The organism is Paenibacillus sp. RC73 (assembly GCF_044908085.1).
Lineage (GTDB): Bacteria > Bacillota > Bacilli > Paenibacillales > Paenibacillaceae > Paenibacillus > Paenibacillus terrae_A.
In genome coordinates this window covers 287,026-302,978 of the sequence record NZ_JBIYCV010000002.1, presented here as the reverse complement: position 1 = coordinate 302,978, position 15,953 = coordinate 287,026, and the positions used below count along the sequence as shown (strand labels likewise).

Sequence of the window (15,953 nt, the reverse complement as noted above, 5' to 3'; positions counted from 1 at the left end):
ATTACGCCTCCCTTTTCTTTCCACCAGCTTCGGTCTCATCATTCAGGTTACTGATAACCTCCCCGGAGCTGAATCTGCGAATCGCATATTCATAGCCCTGCTCAATCAGAAACAGCTGACGACGGGCTGCAAAATCCGTCTCCTTACTGTTTTCCGTCACCAGCGCATAAAAATAAGCCTTATTTTCACCAGACTTTGGTCTCAAAATGCGGCCAAGCCGCTGTGCCTCCTCCTGACGGGAGCCAAAGCTGCCCGATACCTCAATAGCTACGGCCGCATCCGGCAAATCCACAGCAAAGTTCGCCACCTTGGACACCAGAAGAGTCCGAATTGTACCGTTGCGGAACGCATCGAACCACCGCACCCGTTCAGCCTGGCTCATAGACCCGGTTATCAACGGCACACTCAGCTCCTGCGCCAATATACGCAATTGATCCAAATATTGCCCAATAATAAGCGTGGGCAAGCCCTTGTGCTGTTGCATCAGGCTGCGCACCGCTTCCAGCTTGGCCGGATTTTCGGCGGCAATCCGATACTGCTGCCTGCCTTCAGCACGCATACTACGCTCCAGAAGTGCAGCCGACATGGGAAGCCGCAGCTCCACACAATCGACCTGAGCGATCCAGCCCTGTCGCTCCAGTTCTTTCCACGGCATGTCGTACCGTTTCGGTCCGATCAAGGAGAACACATCCCGCTCACACCCGTCCTCCCGAACCAGCGTCGCGGTCAATCCCAAACGACGGGTGGCCTGAATATCCGCCGTTGCCCGAAATACCGGCGCAGGCAGCAAATGCACCTCATCATATACAATTAACCCCCATTTGCGCTCGCTAAGTAGCTTCATATGCTCAAATCCTCCATCTTTAGTACGGCGATGCGTTAAAATCTGGTAGGTTGCCGCTGTAATCGGACGCACTTCCTTTTTCTGTCCACTGTATTCTCCAATGGAATCAACAGGAATATCCGTCTTTAGCTTCAATTCCTCAATCCATTGCCGAACAGATGTGGTATTGGAGGTTAAAATAAGCACCTCGCACTGAAGCCGCTCCATCACCGCCATACCGATTACGGTTTTTCCCGCTCCACATGGAAGCACCAGCACACCGCTGCCACCCAGACCGTCTGCCCCTTCAAACGCATCGGCTGCCTCCACTTGATAATCACGAAGCTTCAGCTCCGTTTGTCCCTGACCCAGAGAAAAACGAAGCTGATTCCCCTCAAGATAGCCTGCCGTATCCATGACCGGGAATCCAAGTCGTGCCAGTTCCTGCTTGAGCAGGCCCCGATTTTCTGGCAGAACCGACACGGTCACTTCACTGTCACGAAGCAAACCAAGCTGCTGAAGATCCTGCTTGAGCAGCAGTTCATCCAGTAAAGCCGGGCTGTCCGCCGTTAGTATCAAGCGGTCGACCGCTGTACAGCTATGAGTTTTATCCGTTTCCATGCCTATAGTTGCATCCTGCTCTATACTGTTCAGATCAGCAGTATGCATGCTGTAACGGCCCTCTTCTTCCACTCTCGCCCGTGACAGCCTAAGCGTCCCGTAACGGGCGACGAGCTGTTCAATATCCTTTAACAATTCACGGGGAATTTCCCAACGGGACATGGATTGTAGACTATGTTGAACATCGGCGGCACTCCACCCAAGGGCGGCCGCATTCCACAGGGACAAGGGAGTGATGTGATATGTATGAAAAGCGGATGGGCTTTTAACCAGCTCCGCATAGACCTGCAACTGTGAACGTGCATGCTCCGAAGCGGGCAGGCCGATTTCCAGCAAAACGGTAAAATCGCGTTGTACAATACAAGGGTGATCCGGATTCATAATTACCTCCCGTCAATCTATAACACATCATCTTAAAATCTATATAACAAACAGTTTGTCCGTTTATTCGCAGATCAACCGGAATAGCAAGAAGTCCAACCCGTATATGGGTTGAACTCCTTATCATCCAAGCCTATCCTTGCTTTTTTACCTAGTGAACCTGCTCTGAAATATGGCTAAGCGCCTCTCCAGCGTTGTCTGCAAAAATATTACGTACGGCCAGATCGCCAATCGAAACAATCCCGATCAAACGATCCCCTTCCGTTACCGGCAGACGGCGGATTTGCTGCTCCGCCATCAGCTCGGCTGCTTGATCCACCGACATGTCGGCTTGAGCGGTACGGATGCCTGTTGTCATCACTGTGTCGACCGAACTAGAGCCGGAATGCTTAGCCGCATAACCGCGAACGACAAGGTCACGGTCCGTTACCACACCGATGAGCTTGTCACTGCCTTCACTCTCCACAACCGGGATAAAACCGGTGTCGTTGTCCTTCATTTTGAGCGCAATTTCATAAATATTGTCTTGCGGGGTAACCGTTACACATTTTTCAGTCATAACTTCCTGAACCTTTTTCATGGGTACTCCCTCCTTTTCAAGAGTAGGGTACCCCATTTCATTCTGCTCATACACCGAATCAGCTCATACCGTTTCAGCTCCGTTAGCTGTCAACGGCTGGAATTTTCTGCTTTTCGCTCCGCTGCATATCCGGTAGACATCGCAATAAACAAACGAACCGCCTTAATCATCGCGTCCTCGTCAAAATCAAACTTAGGGTGGTGATGCGGATAAACGGCTCCTTTAGCAGGGTTACCCGCTCCCACGAACATGAAGCAGCCAGGCACACGTTCCAGATAATAAGCAAAATCTTCGGCAGGCATCAGCTTCGACGCTTCCTGAACTTTTCCCTCACCGAAAACGGGTCCTGCTTCCTTAAAGAAACGCGAAGCTTCGTGCGCATCATTTACAACAGGCGGGTATCCCATAATATAACGAATATTGGCTGTTGTTCCGTAAGTTGCCGCTGTAAGCTCCGCAACCGCATGTAGCCGATCCTTCATCACCATCCGGGTTTCCTCATCAAACGTACGAATCGTCCCACTCAGACGGCATGTTTCCGCGATCACATTTTGCGCAGCCCCCCCTTGAATCGTTCCTACCGTCAACACAGCAGGTTGCAAAGGGTCTACTGAACGGCTCACGATGCTTTGCAGTTGCATAACAAGAGCTGAGCCCGCTACCACACTATCATGGGTGGACTGAGGCATACCGCCATGACCACCCTTGCCCGTAATTTCAATATAAAAATCGTCCGCCGCCGCCATCAACGGACCTGCGCAACTCGCAGCCGTTCCGACCGGAAAGGGTGTCCACAGATGGATGCCGTAAATAACGTCCACACCTTCCAGCACACCATCCTTCAGTACATTGACCGCACCGCCGGGCAACAATTCCTCCGCAGGCTGGAACAACAACCGTATTTCTCCTACCAGCTCATCCCGATGCAGACTAAAATAGTAAGCCGTTCCTAGCAAAACGGACGTATGCCCGTCATGTCCGCATGCATGCATGACTCCATCTATGCTGGAACGATATTTGCATTCTTTTTCATCCTGAATGGGGAGAGCATCCATATCGGCGCGCAGCATCACAACAGGCCCGGGCTTGGAACCACGAATGGTACCGACAACACCGTGCCCCCCTACTTGACGGCGGACCTCAATACCCCAGCTCTCCAGCTTGTCCGCTACAAAGGCTGCCGTTTGGCTTTCCTGAAAAGAGATTTCAGGATTTTTATGTAAATATCTGCGCCACTCCACCATATGTTCCTGTAGCTGGTCAAACCAGCTCTTATCTGTCGAATGTTGTGTCATATTGCTCCACCTCTCCTTTTAAGGCACCGGTTAAAACACCGGGTAGCTTCCCGATAAATCTTGCAGATTCACAACGTATGTGCCACTGCTCTCAAACCTAATTTTGTATTCTATTGTAGCAGATATGGAATTGTTGCGATATCCGTTGCTGTATGGAGGTTGCAGAACCCCTCCAAAAATACTATGATTAAATGGATAAACGATAAAATAATAATGATAAACGTCTGCGAGGTATAACTTGCGGCGAATACCGGGGGAAGCTGATATGAGAAATACGAAGCCGGAGACTCGAAGAAGAGGCACACCGGATTTCCAATTGCTGATCCTCACCTTGTTGCTGGTTGGATTCGGCGTAATCATGGTATTTAGCGCCAGCTCCAGCGTAGCTCTGCTGAATAAAGATTACAATTTTGACTCTTTGTATTTTGTGAAGCGTCAAGCTGCGTTTGCTATACTTGGACTTTTCATCATGTTCGTAGCTATGAATATTAGGATGGAAAAATATAAAAAGCTGTTTGTACCTTTATTTTTCATTACAGTTTTACTGCTGGTCATCGTTCTTTTTACAGGCTCTCTTAACGGCGCAAAAAGCTGGCTCAGATTTGGTAGTATTGGTTTCCAGCCAACCGAGCTTGCGAAAATATCCATTATCCTGTACTTATCCGCGCTGATTGTCAAAAAAGGGGATCGCTTTAGAGATTTACGAACCGGCTACATACCCGTAACCGTCATTGTAGGCTTTGTTGCAGGACTCATTATGCTTCAGCCGGATTTTGGGTCTTGCTTCATTCTGGTAGCCACCAGTGGCCTGATTATTTATGCCGGGGGAGCCAGTGTCAAGCATATTACGGCTTCGATTGGTCTGCTCTTACTGGGCGCTGCCCTCGTTTTCGGTGTAGGCTCGTTGTTTGGAGGAAATTCTGGAACAACAGATGGACAAGCCACAGCCAAGCAAGATTACAAAATCGGACGTTTTCAAGCTTTCCTTAATCCTGAGAAATATAGGCAGGGAACTGGATATAATCTGGTGCAATCCTTGCAAGCTATAGGGGAAGGCGGAATAAATGGGTCGGGATTCGGTAAGGGCATTATCAAGCTTCACTACTTGCCTAACTCTTTTAATGACTTTATTTTTTCCGTGATTGGTGAAGAATTCGGATTCATCGGAACAGCCATATTTCTGATGCTGTACCTGTATTTCATTTGGCGAGGGATGATTATCGCCTTGCGTTGCCATGATCCGTTTGGGACGTTGGTGGGTACAGGTATTATGGGCCTGATCGCCATTCAGGCGTTCATTAATATCGGCGGTGTAACCCAGACTATTCCGATCACCGGGGTTACGCTTCCTTTTATCAGTTTTGGTGGATCATCGCTTCTCGTCACGATGTTCTCCATTGGAATCATGCTCAGCATCTCCCGCGAAAACACCAAGCAGGCAGTACAGGAACGTACTACAGGAGTAGCAGTTCGGACCGAAGTGCCTAACCGTTTTCAAACTCGTAGAGCCAACCGTTCCCGTTAAAAAAAGAACTTCCCCGATCGCCGGCGACGGTGGTTTGGAAGTTCTTTTGTATATGTATATACATGCGTTCAATCTGGCGATATACGATGCTGCTTATCTGCAAACAAAAACTGGCGATCCTGAAACCGCCAGTTTTTGTGTTTTATTTGTATCTTCGCGGGGAAATTCCCTGCATGTATAAAACTGGCGGAAAACGTCGATGTACCCGCCTTGTCTTATTTACACTGCGTCGTCCTTGAAAGCGACACCCTCTACTTTTACGTTCACTTCCACAACCCGCAGACCTGTCATGCTTTCGACAGCTTCCCGCACATTTTGTTGAAGAATTCGGGACACCTCATGAATAGGTGTTTCGTAGAGCACAATAATACGGAGATCAATGGCAGCTTCCAACTGTCCAACCTCCACTGATACGCCTTTTTGCACATTTTTACCACTCAGCCTTTTGGCCCAGCCTTCAGATAAGCCACCTGACATTGCAGCAATGCCGGGCGTCTCCAGTGCGGCCATCCCCGCAATTTTACCTACGACATCGTTGGAAATCTTGATGTTTCCTGCTTCCAGTTGTTGAATTTGCTCTGCCATGACCTATGTCCCCCTTCATCCATCCTTTATTTGTATTGTAAAGCCTCAGCCACTGCAATTGCAAACCTTACGTATGAAAAATAACTTTCGTTTACAACCTATATCAATTTGGGTATATTAATTTAGAAAATCCATACAAGTGACAGCATTCACCAAACTTGTACATATCCTTTGATATCGAGGTGCACTACATTGAAAAAATGGTTATCTCCCAGCTTGCTGGTAGCGACCTTTGCCCTTAGCGCAGTCGCTCATTACGCACATTGGAACGCGATCGCTCAATTCGTCATTTGCGCAATCTCTGTCGTGTTCGTAGCCGGGTTTCTCGGCAGAGCCACCGAAAGCGTAGCACATTATGCAGGCCAACGTCTGGGCGGATTTTTGAATGCCACTTTCGGCAACGCAGCCGAACTGATCATTGCCATCTTTCTCGTAAAAGAAGGTCTTTACGATATGGTGAAGGCGAGTCTGACCGGCTCGATCATCGGCAATTTGCTGCTAGTGCTTGGAGCAAGCCTGTTCGCTGGTGGGTTGAAATACAAAGTACAAAATTTTAATGTATCACTGGCTGGCTTAAGCGGTTCACTGATGATTGTGGCGGTCATTGCCCTGTTTGTTCCGGCTGTATTTCTGAATACACATGTCATTACGGAAAGTGAGTCGGATACGCTCAGTCTCATTGTGGCAGGCACACTGATTGTGGCCTATATTGCGTGGCTTATTTTTTCCATGATTACACACAAAGACTATTTATCTGACGTAACTGAACAACAGGACGAAGAACTGCCGCATGAGCACGCCCCTGTGTGGTCCAGAAACAAATCTATTACTTACCTGGTAATCGCTACCGTTATGGTCGCCTTTGTCAGCGAATGGCTTGTAGGAACACTGGAGGTATTCACGACCCAGTTCGGACTCAGCGAATTGTTCGTGGGTGCATTCCTCGTTGCCATTATCGGTAATGCGGCTGAGCACAGCGCGGCCATTTTGCTGGCGATGAAAAACAAAATCGGCGCATCTGTCGAAATCGCAGTCGGCAGTAGTCTGCAAATTGCGCTATTCGTTGCACCTGTGCTGATTTTTGTCAGCTACTTCATGGGAAATACGATGAATATCGTTTTCACCACGATTGAGCTGGTTGCCATTGCCGTCGCTGTATTTATCGCCAAGTCTATTACCCAAGACGGCTCAACCAACTGGTATGAGGGATTGATGCTGCTGGTTGTGTATGTTCTGTTAGGCGTATCATTCTTCCTGGTGTAGACACCTTTCAAGGTAGGTTGACTCGTTCCTATTGCATATGTAAAGGCATCAAAAAAAGCATGCTCTCAGACTCGCATGCTCTCATCAATTAAAACCGTCTTCCTAATTGGCCTTATTGTTCATGGCCTCATATAGAATAGCCAGATTGCGTTCCAGCTCACTGACCAGCTGTTTACCTACCATTTCCGGAAGAAGGCCGGCGCGAACCGCAAAATCCACTTCCTTGGAAAATCCGTACATCTGAGTATCCAGCACTTCCTCATAGAGAGGGCAGTAACGGGTTGCCAGATTCTCCATCTGTACTTCAATAAGCTTCTTTATTTTATCTGCATCGTCCTGAAGCAGATTAATGGCCCTGATGTTCAATTGTTCCTGCAAATCAGATGAAGTCATGGATTCTTCCCCCCTATGTCTCAATGTCGCACAAGACGTCCTAACGTTAATATTAGACCAAATTGCAGGCTAATACAAGAACCTGACAAAAAAAGCATCCCTACAGTTACAGGTAGGGATGCTTTTGATCCAAGAATATAGTCAGGAGGCTACCGTTATGTGTAGCCCGTGCTTCTGGAACACTTCAGTCATCGCTTTCTTGGCTTCCTCCGCGTCAGGTCCGTGAACATGCAGCTCATAGCTGTGGCTGCTGACCAATGTCGTAAACAAGCCAAGTATACTTTTCACATCAATATACTTATTTTCGGAATGAAGGACGATGGAAGAAGTAAACTTGCTCGCTGTCTGTGCAATTTCAACAACCGCCGCATTATTATTAGACATAGAGATCCCTCGCTTTACTGGATTATCATGTATCATTACTCATCCATTATAATACATTGAAATCGCTTTCTCAGCAAGGAGAGATATCGTTATTTTAAATTCTCAGGATTTAACGGCTCCAGCTCAGGAAGTACAAATATGCCGTCTTTGCGGATTAGAACATCGTCAAAATAAATTTCGCCGCCGCCATATTCCGGACGCTGAATCAAGACCAAATCCCAATGGATCGAAGAACGGTTGCCGTTGTCTGCTGTTTCATAAGCCTGACCCGGCGTAAAATGCAAGCTGCCTGCAATTTTTTCATCAAACAGAATATCCTTCATCGGATGCAAAATATACGGATTGAACCCAATCGCAAACTCGCCAATATAGCGTGCTCCCTCGTCGGAATCCAAAATATCGTTCAGCCGCTTTGTATCATTACTCGTTGCTTCTACAATTTTACCATTCTCAAAGCGGAATTTTACATTTTCAAAAGTGATACCATTGTACAACGTTTGTGCATTATAGCTAATGGTTCCGTTAACGGAATCTCGCACGGGTGCGCTATATACTTCGCCATCCGGGATATTGCATTGACCGGAGCATTTGATGGCACCGATTTGCTTAATAGAGAAATTCAGATCCGTGCCCGATCCGCTAATCCGCACCTTGTCCGTCCGGTTCATCAGGTCTGCCAACGCATCCTGTGCCTTATCCATTTTCGCGTAATCCAGATTGCACACATTGAAATAAAAATCCTCGAACGCCTCTGTGCTCGTATTCGCTAACTGCGCCATGCTGTCATTCGGGTAACGCAATACAACCCATTTCGTATGCTTCACCCGCTGCTCGCTATGTACCGCATGCTGATAAATCGAATTATACAATTTCATCTTATCTTCCGGCACGTCTGACAGATCATTGACATTTTCACCAGCGCGAATCCCGATGTAGCAATGCATTTGTTTCATCCGATTAAGGTCTATTTCAGCCCAGGTTTGCACCATTTCCTTTGTCGCATGGCGAAGCATGGCGCTCTGTACCTTACGATCAGTAAGTTGAACGAAAACGTTGCCGCCTTTTTTGCCCACCTCATGAATAATGGCGTTAAGCAGGTCACGTTCTGTACCGATCATTTCAACTAACACGTTCTCACCCGGCTGTACCTCAACAGAGTAACCTACCAGATTTTCTGCCAGTTTAAGTATTCTGGGATCTTTCATTTGTTGTCTCTCCTTCTCTATTTCATTCTTTTTGAACAACGGTTAATTCGAAATCCATTGTATCATGCCCGCCCTGTTACTTGTAGCCCTCAAAAGCAACTCTGGTAATCAGAGCTTCCTCATGCTCCTCTCCGATTGCCTCCTGCCGGGCAATTCGGCATTCCGACGACAACTTCAGGGGCAGACCTGTTTGACGTTCTATCGTCAGATGATACACAGCCTGCACATCAGAATGTTCTAATTGGCTACTCATATCCTCGCGACTCTGCGCCCATATTCGATTCAATTTTTGCTGTAGCTCTCGATTCGTCCCGTCATACTTCATTTTCGCTTGCAAGAGTTGAGGATTTATGGCATTCATTTCTTTCATTAAACGCTCTTTCAACCATCGCTTTGCGGAAGCAGGCTCCGGCTCAATCCTCACTACCCAGGTTCCCCTCGCTGCCCCGGCCTCCATACGAACAGTCTTATTCAGTGCATTCAGTTCCTCCAGCTCCTGAATCGGATTAAAACGATTTAACATCCCTGCTCCATTCATAGCTATACGATCAGGCGTCACCGCAATCCATTTTCCATCCAGACGAAGAAAACGCTCCTTTGTTACCCCATTCCCGGATACGCCTTGTTCGAATGCAGCATAGCTTGACTGTTTGTTAAAAGCCGCCGCAGAACCCCAATGCATGGTCAGTTCATCGTGATTGCTCACTTTCCCATGATATGCAAATTGTTTGTTCATCAGCAAACCGTTTTTGGTTATGACACCAGCCTGTCCTTTGAACGTTAACATTTCTTTGCCCGCTATTCCTGCAACTGCTCTTTTAAAAATCTGCTCCGGCGCATTTTGCTGTTCTGTCAGTGTACATCCACTCAACGAGCACATCACGAGCAATATACAAACTAGCATAACCCATTCTCTTCTCCAACGCATCCAATCATCCGCCCATCATGTCCTGAAATAACCACTACCCAGTAAACAAGGAATCGCACTTCAGGAAAACTACGTTACTTGTACTTATCCATTCTAGTGCCGCTTATGCGCCACACGTCTGAGTTTGTTATTTTTATAGCTACGATTAGGGTTTCCTGTCTACAAAAGGTTATGCACAGCAAAAAAAAGAGAATATTCCATTAGGAACATTCTCTATGAATTACTGACATGATCAATAACAATCCGGTTGCGCCCTTCATTTTTCGCCTCATACAGAGCCATATCTGCCCTGTAAAATAAAGATTCAATACTAATCTGCTCATCCAGCCAATTCCATTCGGCAATTCCGCAGGAGACGGTCACCTGTGGCTGGGTCTCATGTTCTACGCGATAACGGATTTTTTCCGCATATTCCAACGCCTGCTGCACCCCAAGCTGCGGCAAATAGATCGCCAGTTCCTCGCCACCCCATCTGGCACATACATCCACACTGCGAGTCGCCGAACGAACAATATCGCTGACGCTTTTCAATATTTGGTCACCTATCTGATGCCCGTATGTATCATTCACCTGTTTGAACTGATCAATGTCCACCAGAATGAGAGATCCGCAAAAATCTTTCTCCTGATGCCTCTGAATTACTTTGTCCACATAATGACGTACATACAAACCCGTTAACATGTCCATATTGGCCAGACGCCGTACCTCAGCATGCAGCATGGCATTTGTTACAGCCAAACCGATATGGGGCGCCAGCATTTGCAGCATTTTGTAATTATCGTACGAAAAAAAGTGAGGGAGCTTACTAGACAATAAAATAGCCCCTCTCGGCGTGCCGCTGGTCTTCATAGGTACCGCCATCAAAGAAAGGGAGTCGGTCATATCCATAAAATCGGAGGATATCTTCCCTTCCTTTCTGTAATCCGACACGATGAGAGGCTCTCCTGTTCTGCGTATCAGCCCTGCAAACCCGTCCTCATCAGAGTAACTATGCAGCCTCGAACTTTCTACGTTGCTTGACGTGACCTTAAAGCAATTTTCCTCCTGATCGAGTTGCACAATACAGCAAAAGTCAGCCAAGAACATTTTCAATAATTCCTGCACAGCAAACTCGAATATTTCATTCAGTTTAAGGCTTTGATTCAAGCGCTGAACGAGTTCATTAATGAGGCGCAACTCATGGATGAGCACATTGGATTGCTCCAGCAGCTTTGCATTTTCAAATGCGGTGCCGGCTGTGTCTGCCATCATGGCGATCAGCTCCACATCCACTTTCTTCATGCTTTCGACACCTGATGGAAGAATCATATGGAATACACCATATACTCCTTGCTTGCCACGTAAAGGAATGCCAATTTCGGTCATTTCTCCTTCTGTGCCTCCAGGCTCATTTACAGCCATTTGACCTTTCATAAATGCACGCACACATACATCCTCGTCCCGCTCGTGCAACAACAAAGGTTTGACCTGTGGATTACGACTGTGTCGATCCTGGCTCATATATAACGTGATATCCACATGAGGAAACAAGTAAGCTATGCTGCCAAATACCTCGTCCAGCACGCCTTCAACATCAATCTTGTCATGCATCCGCTTTACAATCTGAAATAAAATAGAGCGTCGCCTGCCTTCGCGGTCGCTCCGGTTCTTCATCCCGAGGATGTCTTCCATAAATATATACTCAAATCTCGTATAAAAGCAGGATCTAAAATGCAAAGCTGCCGCCAATAATGCATCCTGCTCAGGAACAGAATGTTGAGCAGGCAGTGTAAAACGAAGAGCAGCAAAAGTCTCACCCTTATAATTGCGGCAAAATACAGGAACCATGTACACAAATGCAAGGCTTCCGTCCCGAAGTTTGCGTTGGCTTATTTCCATTTCTCTGGACAAGCAGCAACGTTCGACCAGCTCCAAATCCTCGTCATCATCCTCTTCCCTACCTGCAACCCGAACACCTGTAAAATTAAAAACGGCGGTATGTTCTTCATTAACCCACGATATGCCATTGCTCTGCTGCAACCAGTTTCGATACCCTTGGACAAGAAGCTGATTAATATAGGGGAAATCAAATGGTGTCATATCCATGTTTTGGAGCCAGGCAAAAGACGTATATCCTTTATCATCAAACAGCGGGGCATCGCTAGCCTGGGCTGTTTTACCGTCAAGCGTTTGCTGATCCGTTGTTGAAAAGTCCGACATATTAAGGCGCTCCTTCACAGCAAAATTAGCTGTACCAAGACAGCGGCTATACACCACTATAGCTTATAATATGATCTATTTTACTCTTAACTACAGAAATATGCATCCATTTTCCAGAAATTCGTCCCACTTTTTTAGTTCTAAAGCCCTATCGACAAATTTTGACGTTTTCATTCTTTTTCTCTTCTTGACATTGACCCACTATTACATATAGTATATATTAATGAAAAAGACTGTACGGCAGAACTATCTACTGTGCGGATCTTAAATTTTGGGCGTAACAGTTTGTGTCACCCTCATCTTATTTGTTGCTGACAGGACAGCGGCTGAACTTTTCTGTCAGTAGTGCGCATCACCTTGATAGGGAGCGCCGAACAAATTGGAGCGCAAAGAGAGCCCCAACTCAAATTTTAATTATGAAGGAGTTAACTCTATAATGGCACGTTACACTGGTCCTAAATTTAAATTGAGCCGTCGTCTGGGAATTTCCCTGAGCGGCACAGGTAAAGAATTGAAACGCCCTTTCCCTCCGGGACAACATGGTGCAAACCAACGGAGAAAAATCAGCAACTACGGTATGCAGCTTCAAGAAAAACAAAAGCTGCGTCACATGTACGGCTTGGGTGAAAAACAATTCCGCACTCTGTTCAACAAAGCTCAACACATGCACGGTATCGCTGGTGAGAACTTCATGTTCTTGCTGGAAAGCCGCCTGGACAACCTCGTGTTCCGTCTTGGCTTTGCTAACTCCCGTGCAGGCGCACGTCAATTGGTAGCACACGGTCACGTTACTGTGAACGGTAAAAAAGTTGACATCGCTTCTTACCAAGTAAGCCTGGGCGACGTGATCGGCCTTCGTGAAAGAAGTCGTTCCCTGTCTTCCATCAAAGAAGCTTTGGAAAACCGCAACCACTTGGCAGCTTACCTGGAGTACAATGACGCAGCTCTGGAAGGCAAATACATCCGTTTGCCTGAGCGTGGCGAATTGTCCCAAGATATCGACGAAAAACAAATCGTCGAATTCTACAACCGCTAATCCTTGTGATAGCACCGAAAAGCACCCGAACTTCGTTCGGGTGCTTTTTTTCGTGTTACTGTTGCGTGAAGCTTGCAACATTTTATTCGATCGGTATATATACCTTAATATCCAAATCGGGAAAGGAAGAATTCATCACATCGGTGATTTCAAAATCCGGTCCTTCCCTACGCTCAAAATTAGAGTTGGGAAGCCATGTGCCGTAGATATAGTTTCTTACATCCTGAACCCGGCCATTTGGACCTGAAGCGTTAAATTCGGCATACCTTCCAGCTGGAATCTCCATATAGATAAAGCCCTTTGCCAAATCCTCCGCTTCTCCCTCAACTTCCTCGCCAATCACAAATGAAAATTCACCATTATCTTGAAAATAGCAAGCAATACCATACGACATCCCCGGTGCAATTTTGTTCGGAATGCGCATAAAATGCTCATTCTTTCCAAAGTGATCATAAAATCCTGGAATCTCATTATAATGCTGCTCATGATTCAGGTTTGTTTTGTATTCATGCCCTATAATCTTAATCGTATCGAGTTGCAGCATCACCGGCTTATTAACATCTAAATCTCCTTTGGTGTTCTTTTGATAATCCAGAAAATTGATCTTGTGTTGTCGAGAAATATCTATATCACCGTTCCGGTATCTCCCCGGGGTGACACCAAAACTTTTTTCAAAAGCACGTGTAAACGCTTCTTGCGAGCTGTACTGGTATTCAAGAGCGATATCTAATACGTTTTGATGGGACCGTTTCAGCCCTACAGCCGCCTCCGATAATCTTCTCTTCCTTATATACTGTTGAACCGTAAAGCCCGATATCGCCTGAAAAAGCCGCTGAAAATGAAAGGCTGAAAAGCAAGCTTGCGAAGCAATTTCAGTAATTTCTAACTCCTCCCGAAGATTCATTTCAATAAACTCAATCGCACACTGTATTCTTTTAAAGTAGTCCATACGATCCTTCCCCTTACTCGTTGTGGTTTGACCATTCATCCGCCAAGCGAATTTAATAAGACTTCGTAATCCATTATGTACAATCCTACACAAGCTTGTTTGATCATTTGTGCTAAGTTTACCACGGTTTTTCACTTCAAATAGAATGTGTAAAAAAGCAACGCTAAGACATGAATATCGTCTCAGCGTTGCTTTTAAAAGCATTTTTATTTCCCAACTATAAAAATCAACCCAGCTTGATTTTGGCGAACTTCCGTTTACCAACCTGCACAATATCGCCTTCCTGCGGCGTGTATGCTTCGTTTACATCGGTCCATTTCTCTTCGTTAATTTTGACCGAGCCCTGCTGAATGCTGCGTTTGGCTTCACCGTTAGAAGCCGCAAAGCCCAATTGAGTCAGCAATTGGATGACACGGATGCCGCCATCTTCCAAATGATCCTCCGTCAAAGTGAACTCTTCAATATCGTCAGGCAGTGCTCGTTGCTGGAATACAGTCACAAAATGCTGCTTCGCTGCTTCCTCCGCTTCCTTACCGTGGTACATGCGTACCAACGTTCCGGCCAGCTTCATTTTGGCGTCACGCGGATGCACTGAACCGTTCTTAATACCTTCCGCGAGCTCAGCCAGTTCCTCATTGTTCAAATCTGTTGCCAGCTCAAAATATTTAAACATCAGTTCATCAGGAACCGACATGGATTTTCCATAGATTTCGTTCGGCTCTTCATCGACACCAATGTAATTGCCCAGACTTTTGCTCATCTTCTGCACGCCATCCAGCCCTTCAAGCAGTGGCAACGTAATGGTGGCCTGTGGCTCCACTCCGTATTCCTTTTGCAGAGTTCTGCCCATCAGCAAATTGAACTTTTGATCTGTACCGCCCAACTCAATGTCGCTTCGGAGTTCCACGGAATCCATCCCTTGCATCAACGGGTAGAAAAATTCATGGATGCTGATCGGCAAGCCGTTTTGGTATCTTTTCGTAAAGTCATCCCGTTCCAGCATACGTGCGACAGTTACTTTAGCGGCCAGCGTTACCACATCCGCAAAAGACATGGGCGCCAACCAATGGGAATTGTAGTATACCTTTGTTTTTTCGGGGTCCAGAATTTTGAATATCTGCTCCTTATACGTCTGAGCATTGCGCTGGACATCTTCCTCGGTCAGCTGCTTACGAGTTTCCGATTTGCCTGTCGGATCACCAATCTTGCCCGTAAAATCGCCGATGATAAGTTGTACCTGATGACCAAGCTCCTGAAACTGGCGTAGCTTATGCATAACGACCGTATGCCCGATGTGAATGTCCGGCGCCGATGGGTCAAGTCCTAATTTAATTTGAAGCGGCTCACCGCTAACGACCGATTTAATAAGCTTACGCTTCAGCTCGTCCTCCGGTACAATTTCTGCCACACCACGTTGAATCACATTTAATTGACGTTCTACCTCTACCTGCTGTTCAGGCTTCAACTCTTCCCATTTCATCCTGTATACCTCCTGTTTTTATCCAAAATATTACATATTAAACAGACCAAAAAGCCCCTTTCATCCCAAGGGACGAGAAGGAGCCGCTCGCGTTACCACCCTAATTAAAGAAACATATGCCAAAGACAAGCGTTTCTTTCACTTCATTCCTATAACGGGCCTACACCCGGTACTGGATTACTATAGTCAGCTTCACAAATCTGCAAAAGCTACACCATTCATCCAGACAGCTCCAGACAGTAATTCAAAGGAGGGTCGTTACCGATTCGCACCACCCATCGGCTCTCTGCACAACGTGATTCCACC

General features: G+C 46.5%; 14 protein-coding genes and 1 other annotated feature (1 of these 15 running past the window's edge). Of the genes, 3 read left to right on the top strand and 11 right to left on the bottom strand.

Annotated features, from left to right (window positions below; genetic code table 11):
• Position 1: 1 nt before the first annotated feature.
• The 3 genes from ABH897_RS04895 to ABH897_RS04885 all read right to left on the bottom strand — a co-directional run bounded on the left by ABH897_RS04895 (position 2) and on the right by ABH897_RS04885 (position 3,700).
• The gene (locus ABH897_RS04895; RefSeq protein ID WP_404580531.1) at positions 2-1,825 is read right to left on the bottom strand and encodes a DNA repair helicase XPB; all 1,824 of its coding nucleotides are present in this window, start codon (positions 1,823-1,825) and stop codon (positions 2-4) included.
• A 151-nt stretch (positions 1,826-1,976) separates the two neighbouring features.
• On the bottom strand, positions 1,977-2,405 hold the full coding sequence (locus ABH897_RS04890) for a CBS domain-containing protein (RefSeq protein WP_014282315.1): 429 nt from the start codon (positions 2,403-2,405) through the stop codon (positions 1,977-1,979).
• A gap of 89 nt (positions 2,406-2,494) precedes the next feature.
• A complete protein-coding gene (locus ABH897_RS04885) occupies positions 2,495-3,700 on the bottom strand; it encodes a M20 metallopeptidase family protein (RefSeq protein ID WP_283652399.1) in 1,206 nt (401 codons plus the stop codon).
• A 265-nt stretch (positions 3,701-3,965) separates the two neighbouring features.
• Between ABH897_RS04885 and ftsW the strand changes: the two genes are divergently transcribed.
• A complete protein-coding gene (ftsW, locus tag ABH897_RS04880) occupies positions 3,966-5,225 on the top strand; it encodes a putative lipid II flippase FtsW (protein WP_283652400.1) in 1,260 nt (419 codons plus the stop codon).
• 219 nt (positions 5,226-5,444) lie between these two features.
• Here the strand turns inward: ftsW and ABH897_RS04875 are convergent, their stop codons facing one another.
• Positions 5,445-5,810 carry an Asp23/Gls24 family envelope stress response protein gene (locus ABH897_RS04875; RefSeq protein ID WP_013310912.1) on the bottom strand — a complete coding sequence of 122 codons (366 nt, stop codon included), beginning with the start codon at positions 5,808-5,810 and terminating at the stop codon, positions 5,445-5,447.
• Positions 5,811-6,002: 192 nt separating this feature from the next.
• Between ABH897_RS04875 and cax the strand changes: the two genes are divergently transcribed.
• Positions 6,003-7,073, top strand: a complete 1,071-nt coding sequence (gene cax / locus ABH897_RS04870) for a calcium/proton exchanger (protein WP_283652401.1) — start codon at positions 6,003-6,005, stop codon at positions 7,071-7,073.
• A 102-nt stretch (positions 7,074-7,175) separates the two neighbouring features.
• Here cax and ABH897_RS04865 read toward each other — a convergent pair whose 3' ends face one another.
• The 5 genes from ABH897_RS04865 to ABH897_RS04845 form a co-directional block, all read right to left on the bottom strand.
• Positions 7,176-7,466: an Fpa/YlaN family protein gene (locus ABH897_RS04865; protein WP_014282319.1), complete on the bottom strand. Its 291-nt coding sequence runs from the start codon at positions 7,464-7,466 to the stop codon at positions 7,176-7,178.
• Positions 7,467-7,607: 141 nt separating this feature from the next.
• Positions 7,608-7,850: an HPr family phosphocarrier protein gene (locus ABH897_RS04860; RefSeq protein WP_044649319.1), complete on the bottom strand. Its 243-nt coding sequence runs from the start codon at positions 7,848-7,850 to the stop codon at positions 7,608-7,610.
• Between the two features lie 89 nt (positions 7,851-7,939).
• On the bottom strand, positions 7,940-9,055 hold the full coding sequence (locus ABH897_RS04855; RefSeq protein ID WP_283652402.1) for an aminopeptidase: 1,116 nt from the start codon (positions 9,053-9,055) through the stop codon (positions 7,940-7,942).
• Between the two features lie 76 nt (positions 9,056-9,131).
• Positions 9,132-9,983 (bottom strand): hypothetical protein, encoded by an 852-nt coding sequence (locus ABH897_RS04850; protein WP_283652403.1) that lies wholly within the window; start codon positions 9,981-9,983, stop codon positions 9,132-9,134.
• Positions 9,984-10,196: 213 nt separating this feature from the next.
• Positions 10,197-12,182, bottom strand: coding sequence for a sensor domain-containing diguanylate cyclase (locus tag ABH897_RS04845; protein ID WP_404518827.1), 1,986 nt, complete (start codon positions 12,180-12,182; stop codon positions 10,197-10,199).
• A 436-nt stretch (positions 12,183-12,618) separates the two neighbouring features.
• Between ABH897_RS04845 and rpsD the strand changes: the two genes are divergently transcribed.
• The gene (rpsD, locus tag ABH897_RS04840; RefSeq protein WP_025684247.1) at positions 12,619-13,218 is read left to right on the top strand and encodes a 30S ribosomal protein S4; all 600 of its coding nucleotides are present in this window, start codon (positions 12,619-12,621) and stop codon (positions 13,216-13,218) included.
• Between the two features lie 82 nt (positions 13,219-13,300).
• Here the strand turns inward: rpsD and ABH897_RS04835 are convergent, their stop codons facing one another.
• Together ABH897_RS04835 and tyrS are read right to left on the bottom strand one after the other, a co-directional pair.
• Complete coding sequence (locus ABH897_RS04835) at positions 13,301-14,167, bottom strand: AraC family transcriptional regulator (RefSeq protein WP_404518971.1); 867 nt, start codon at positions 14,165-14,167, stop codon at positions 13,301-13,303.
• 226 nt (positions 14,168-14,393) lie between these two features.
• The gene (tyrS, locus tag ABH897_RS04830; protein ID WP_283652405.1) at positions 14,394-15,647 is read right to left on the bottom strand and encodes a tyrosine--tRNA ligase; all 1,254 of its coding nucleotides are present in this window, start codon (positions 15,645-15,647) and stop codon (positions 14,394-14,396) included.
• Between the two features lie 65 nt (positions 15,648-15,712).
• Positions 15,713-15,953: a binding site (T-box leader), on the bottom strand (it continues 28 nt past the right edge of the window).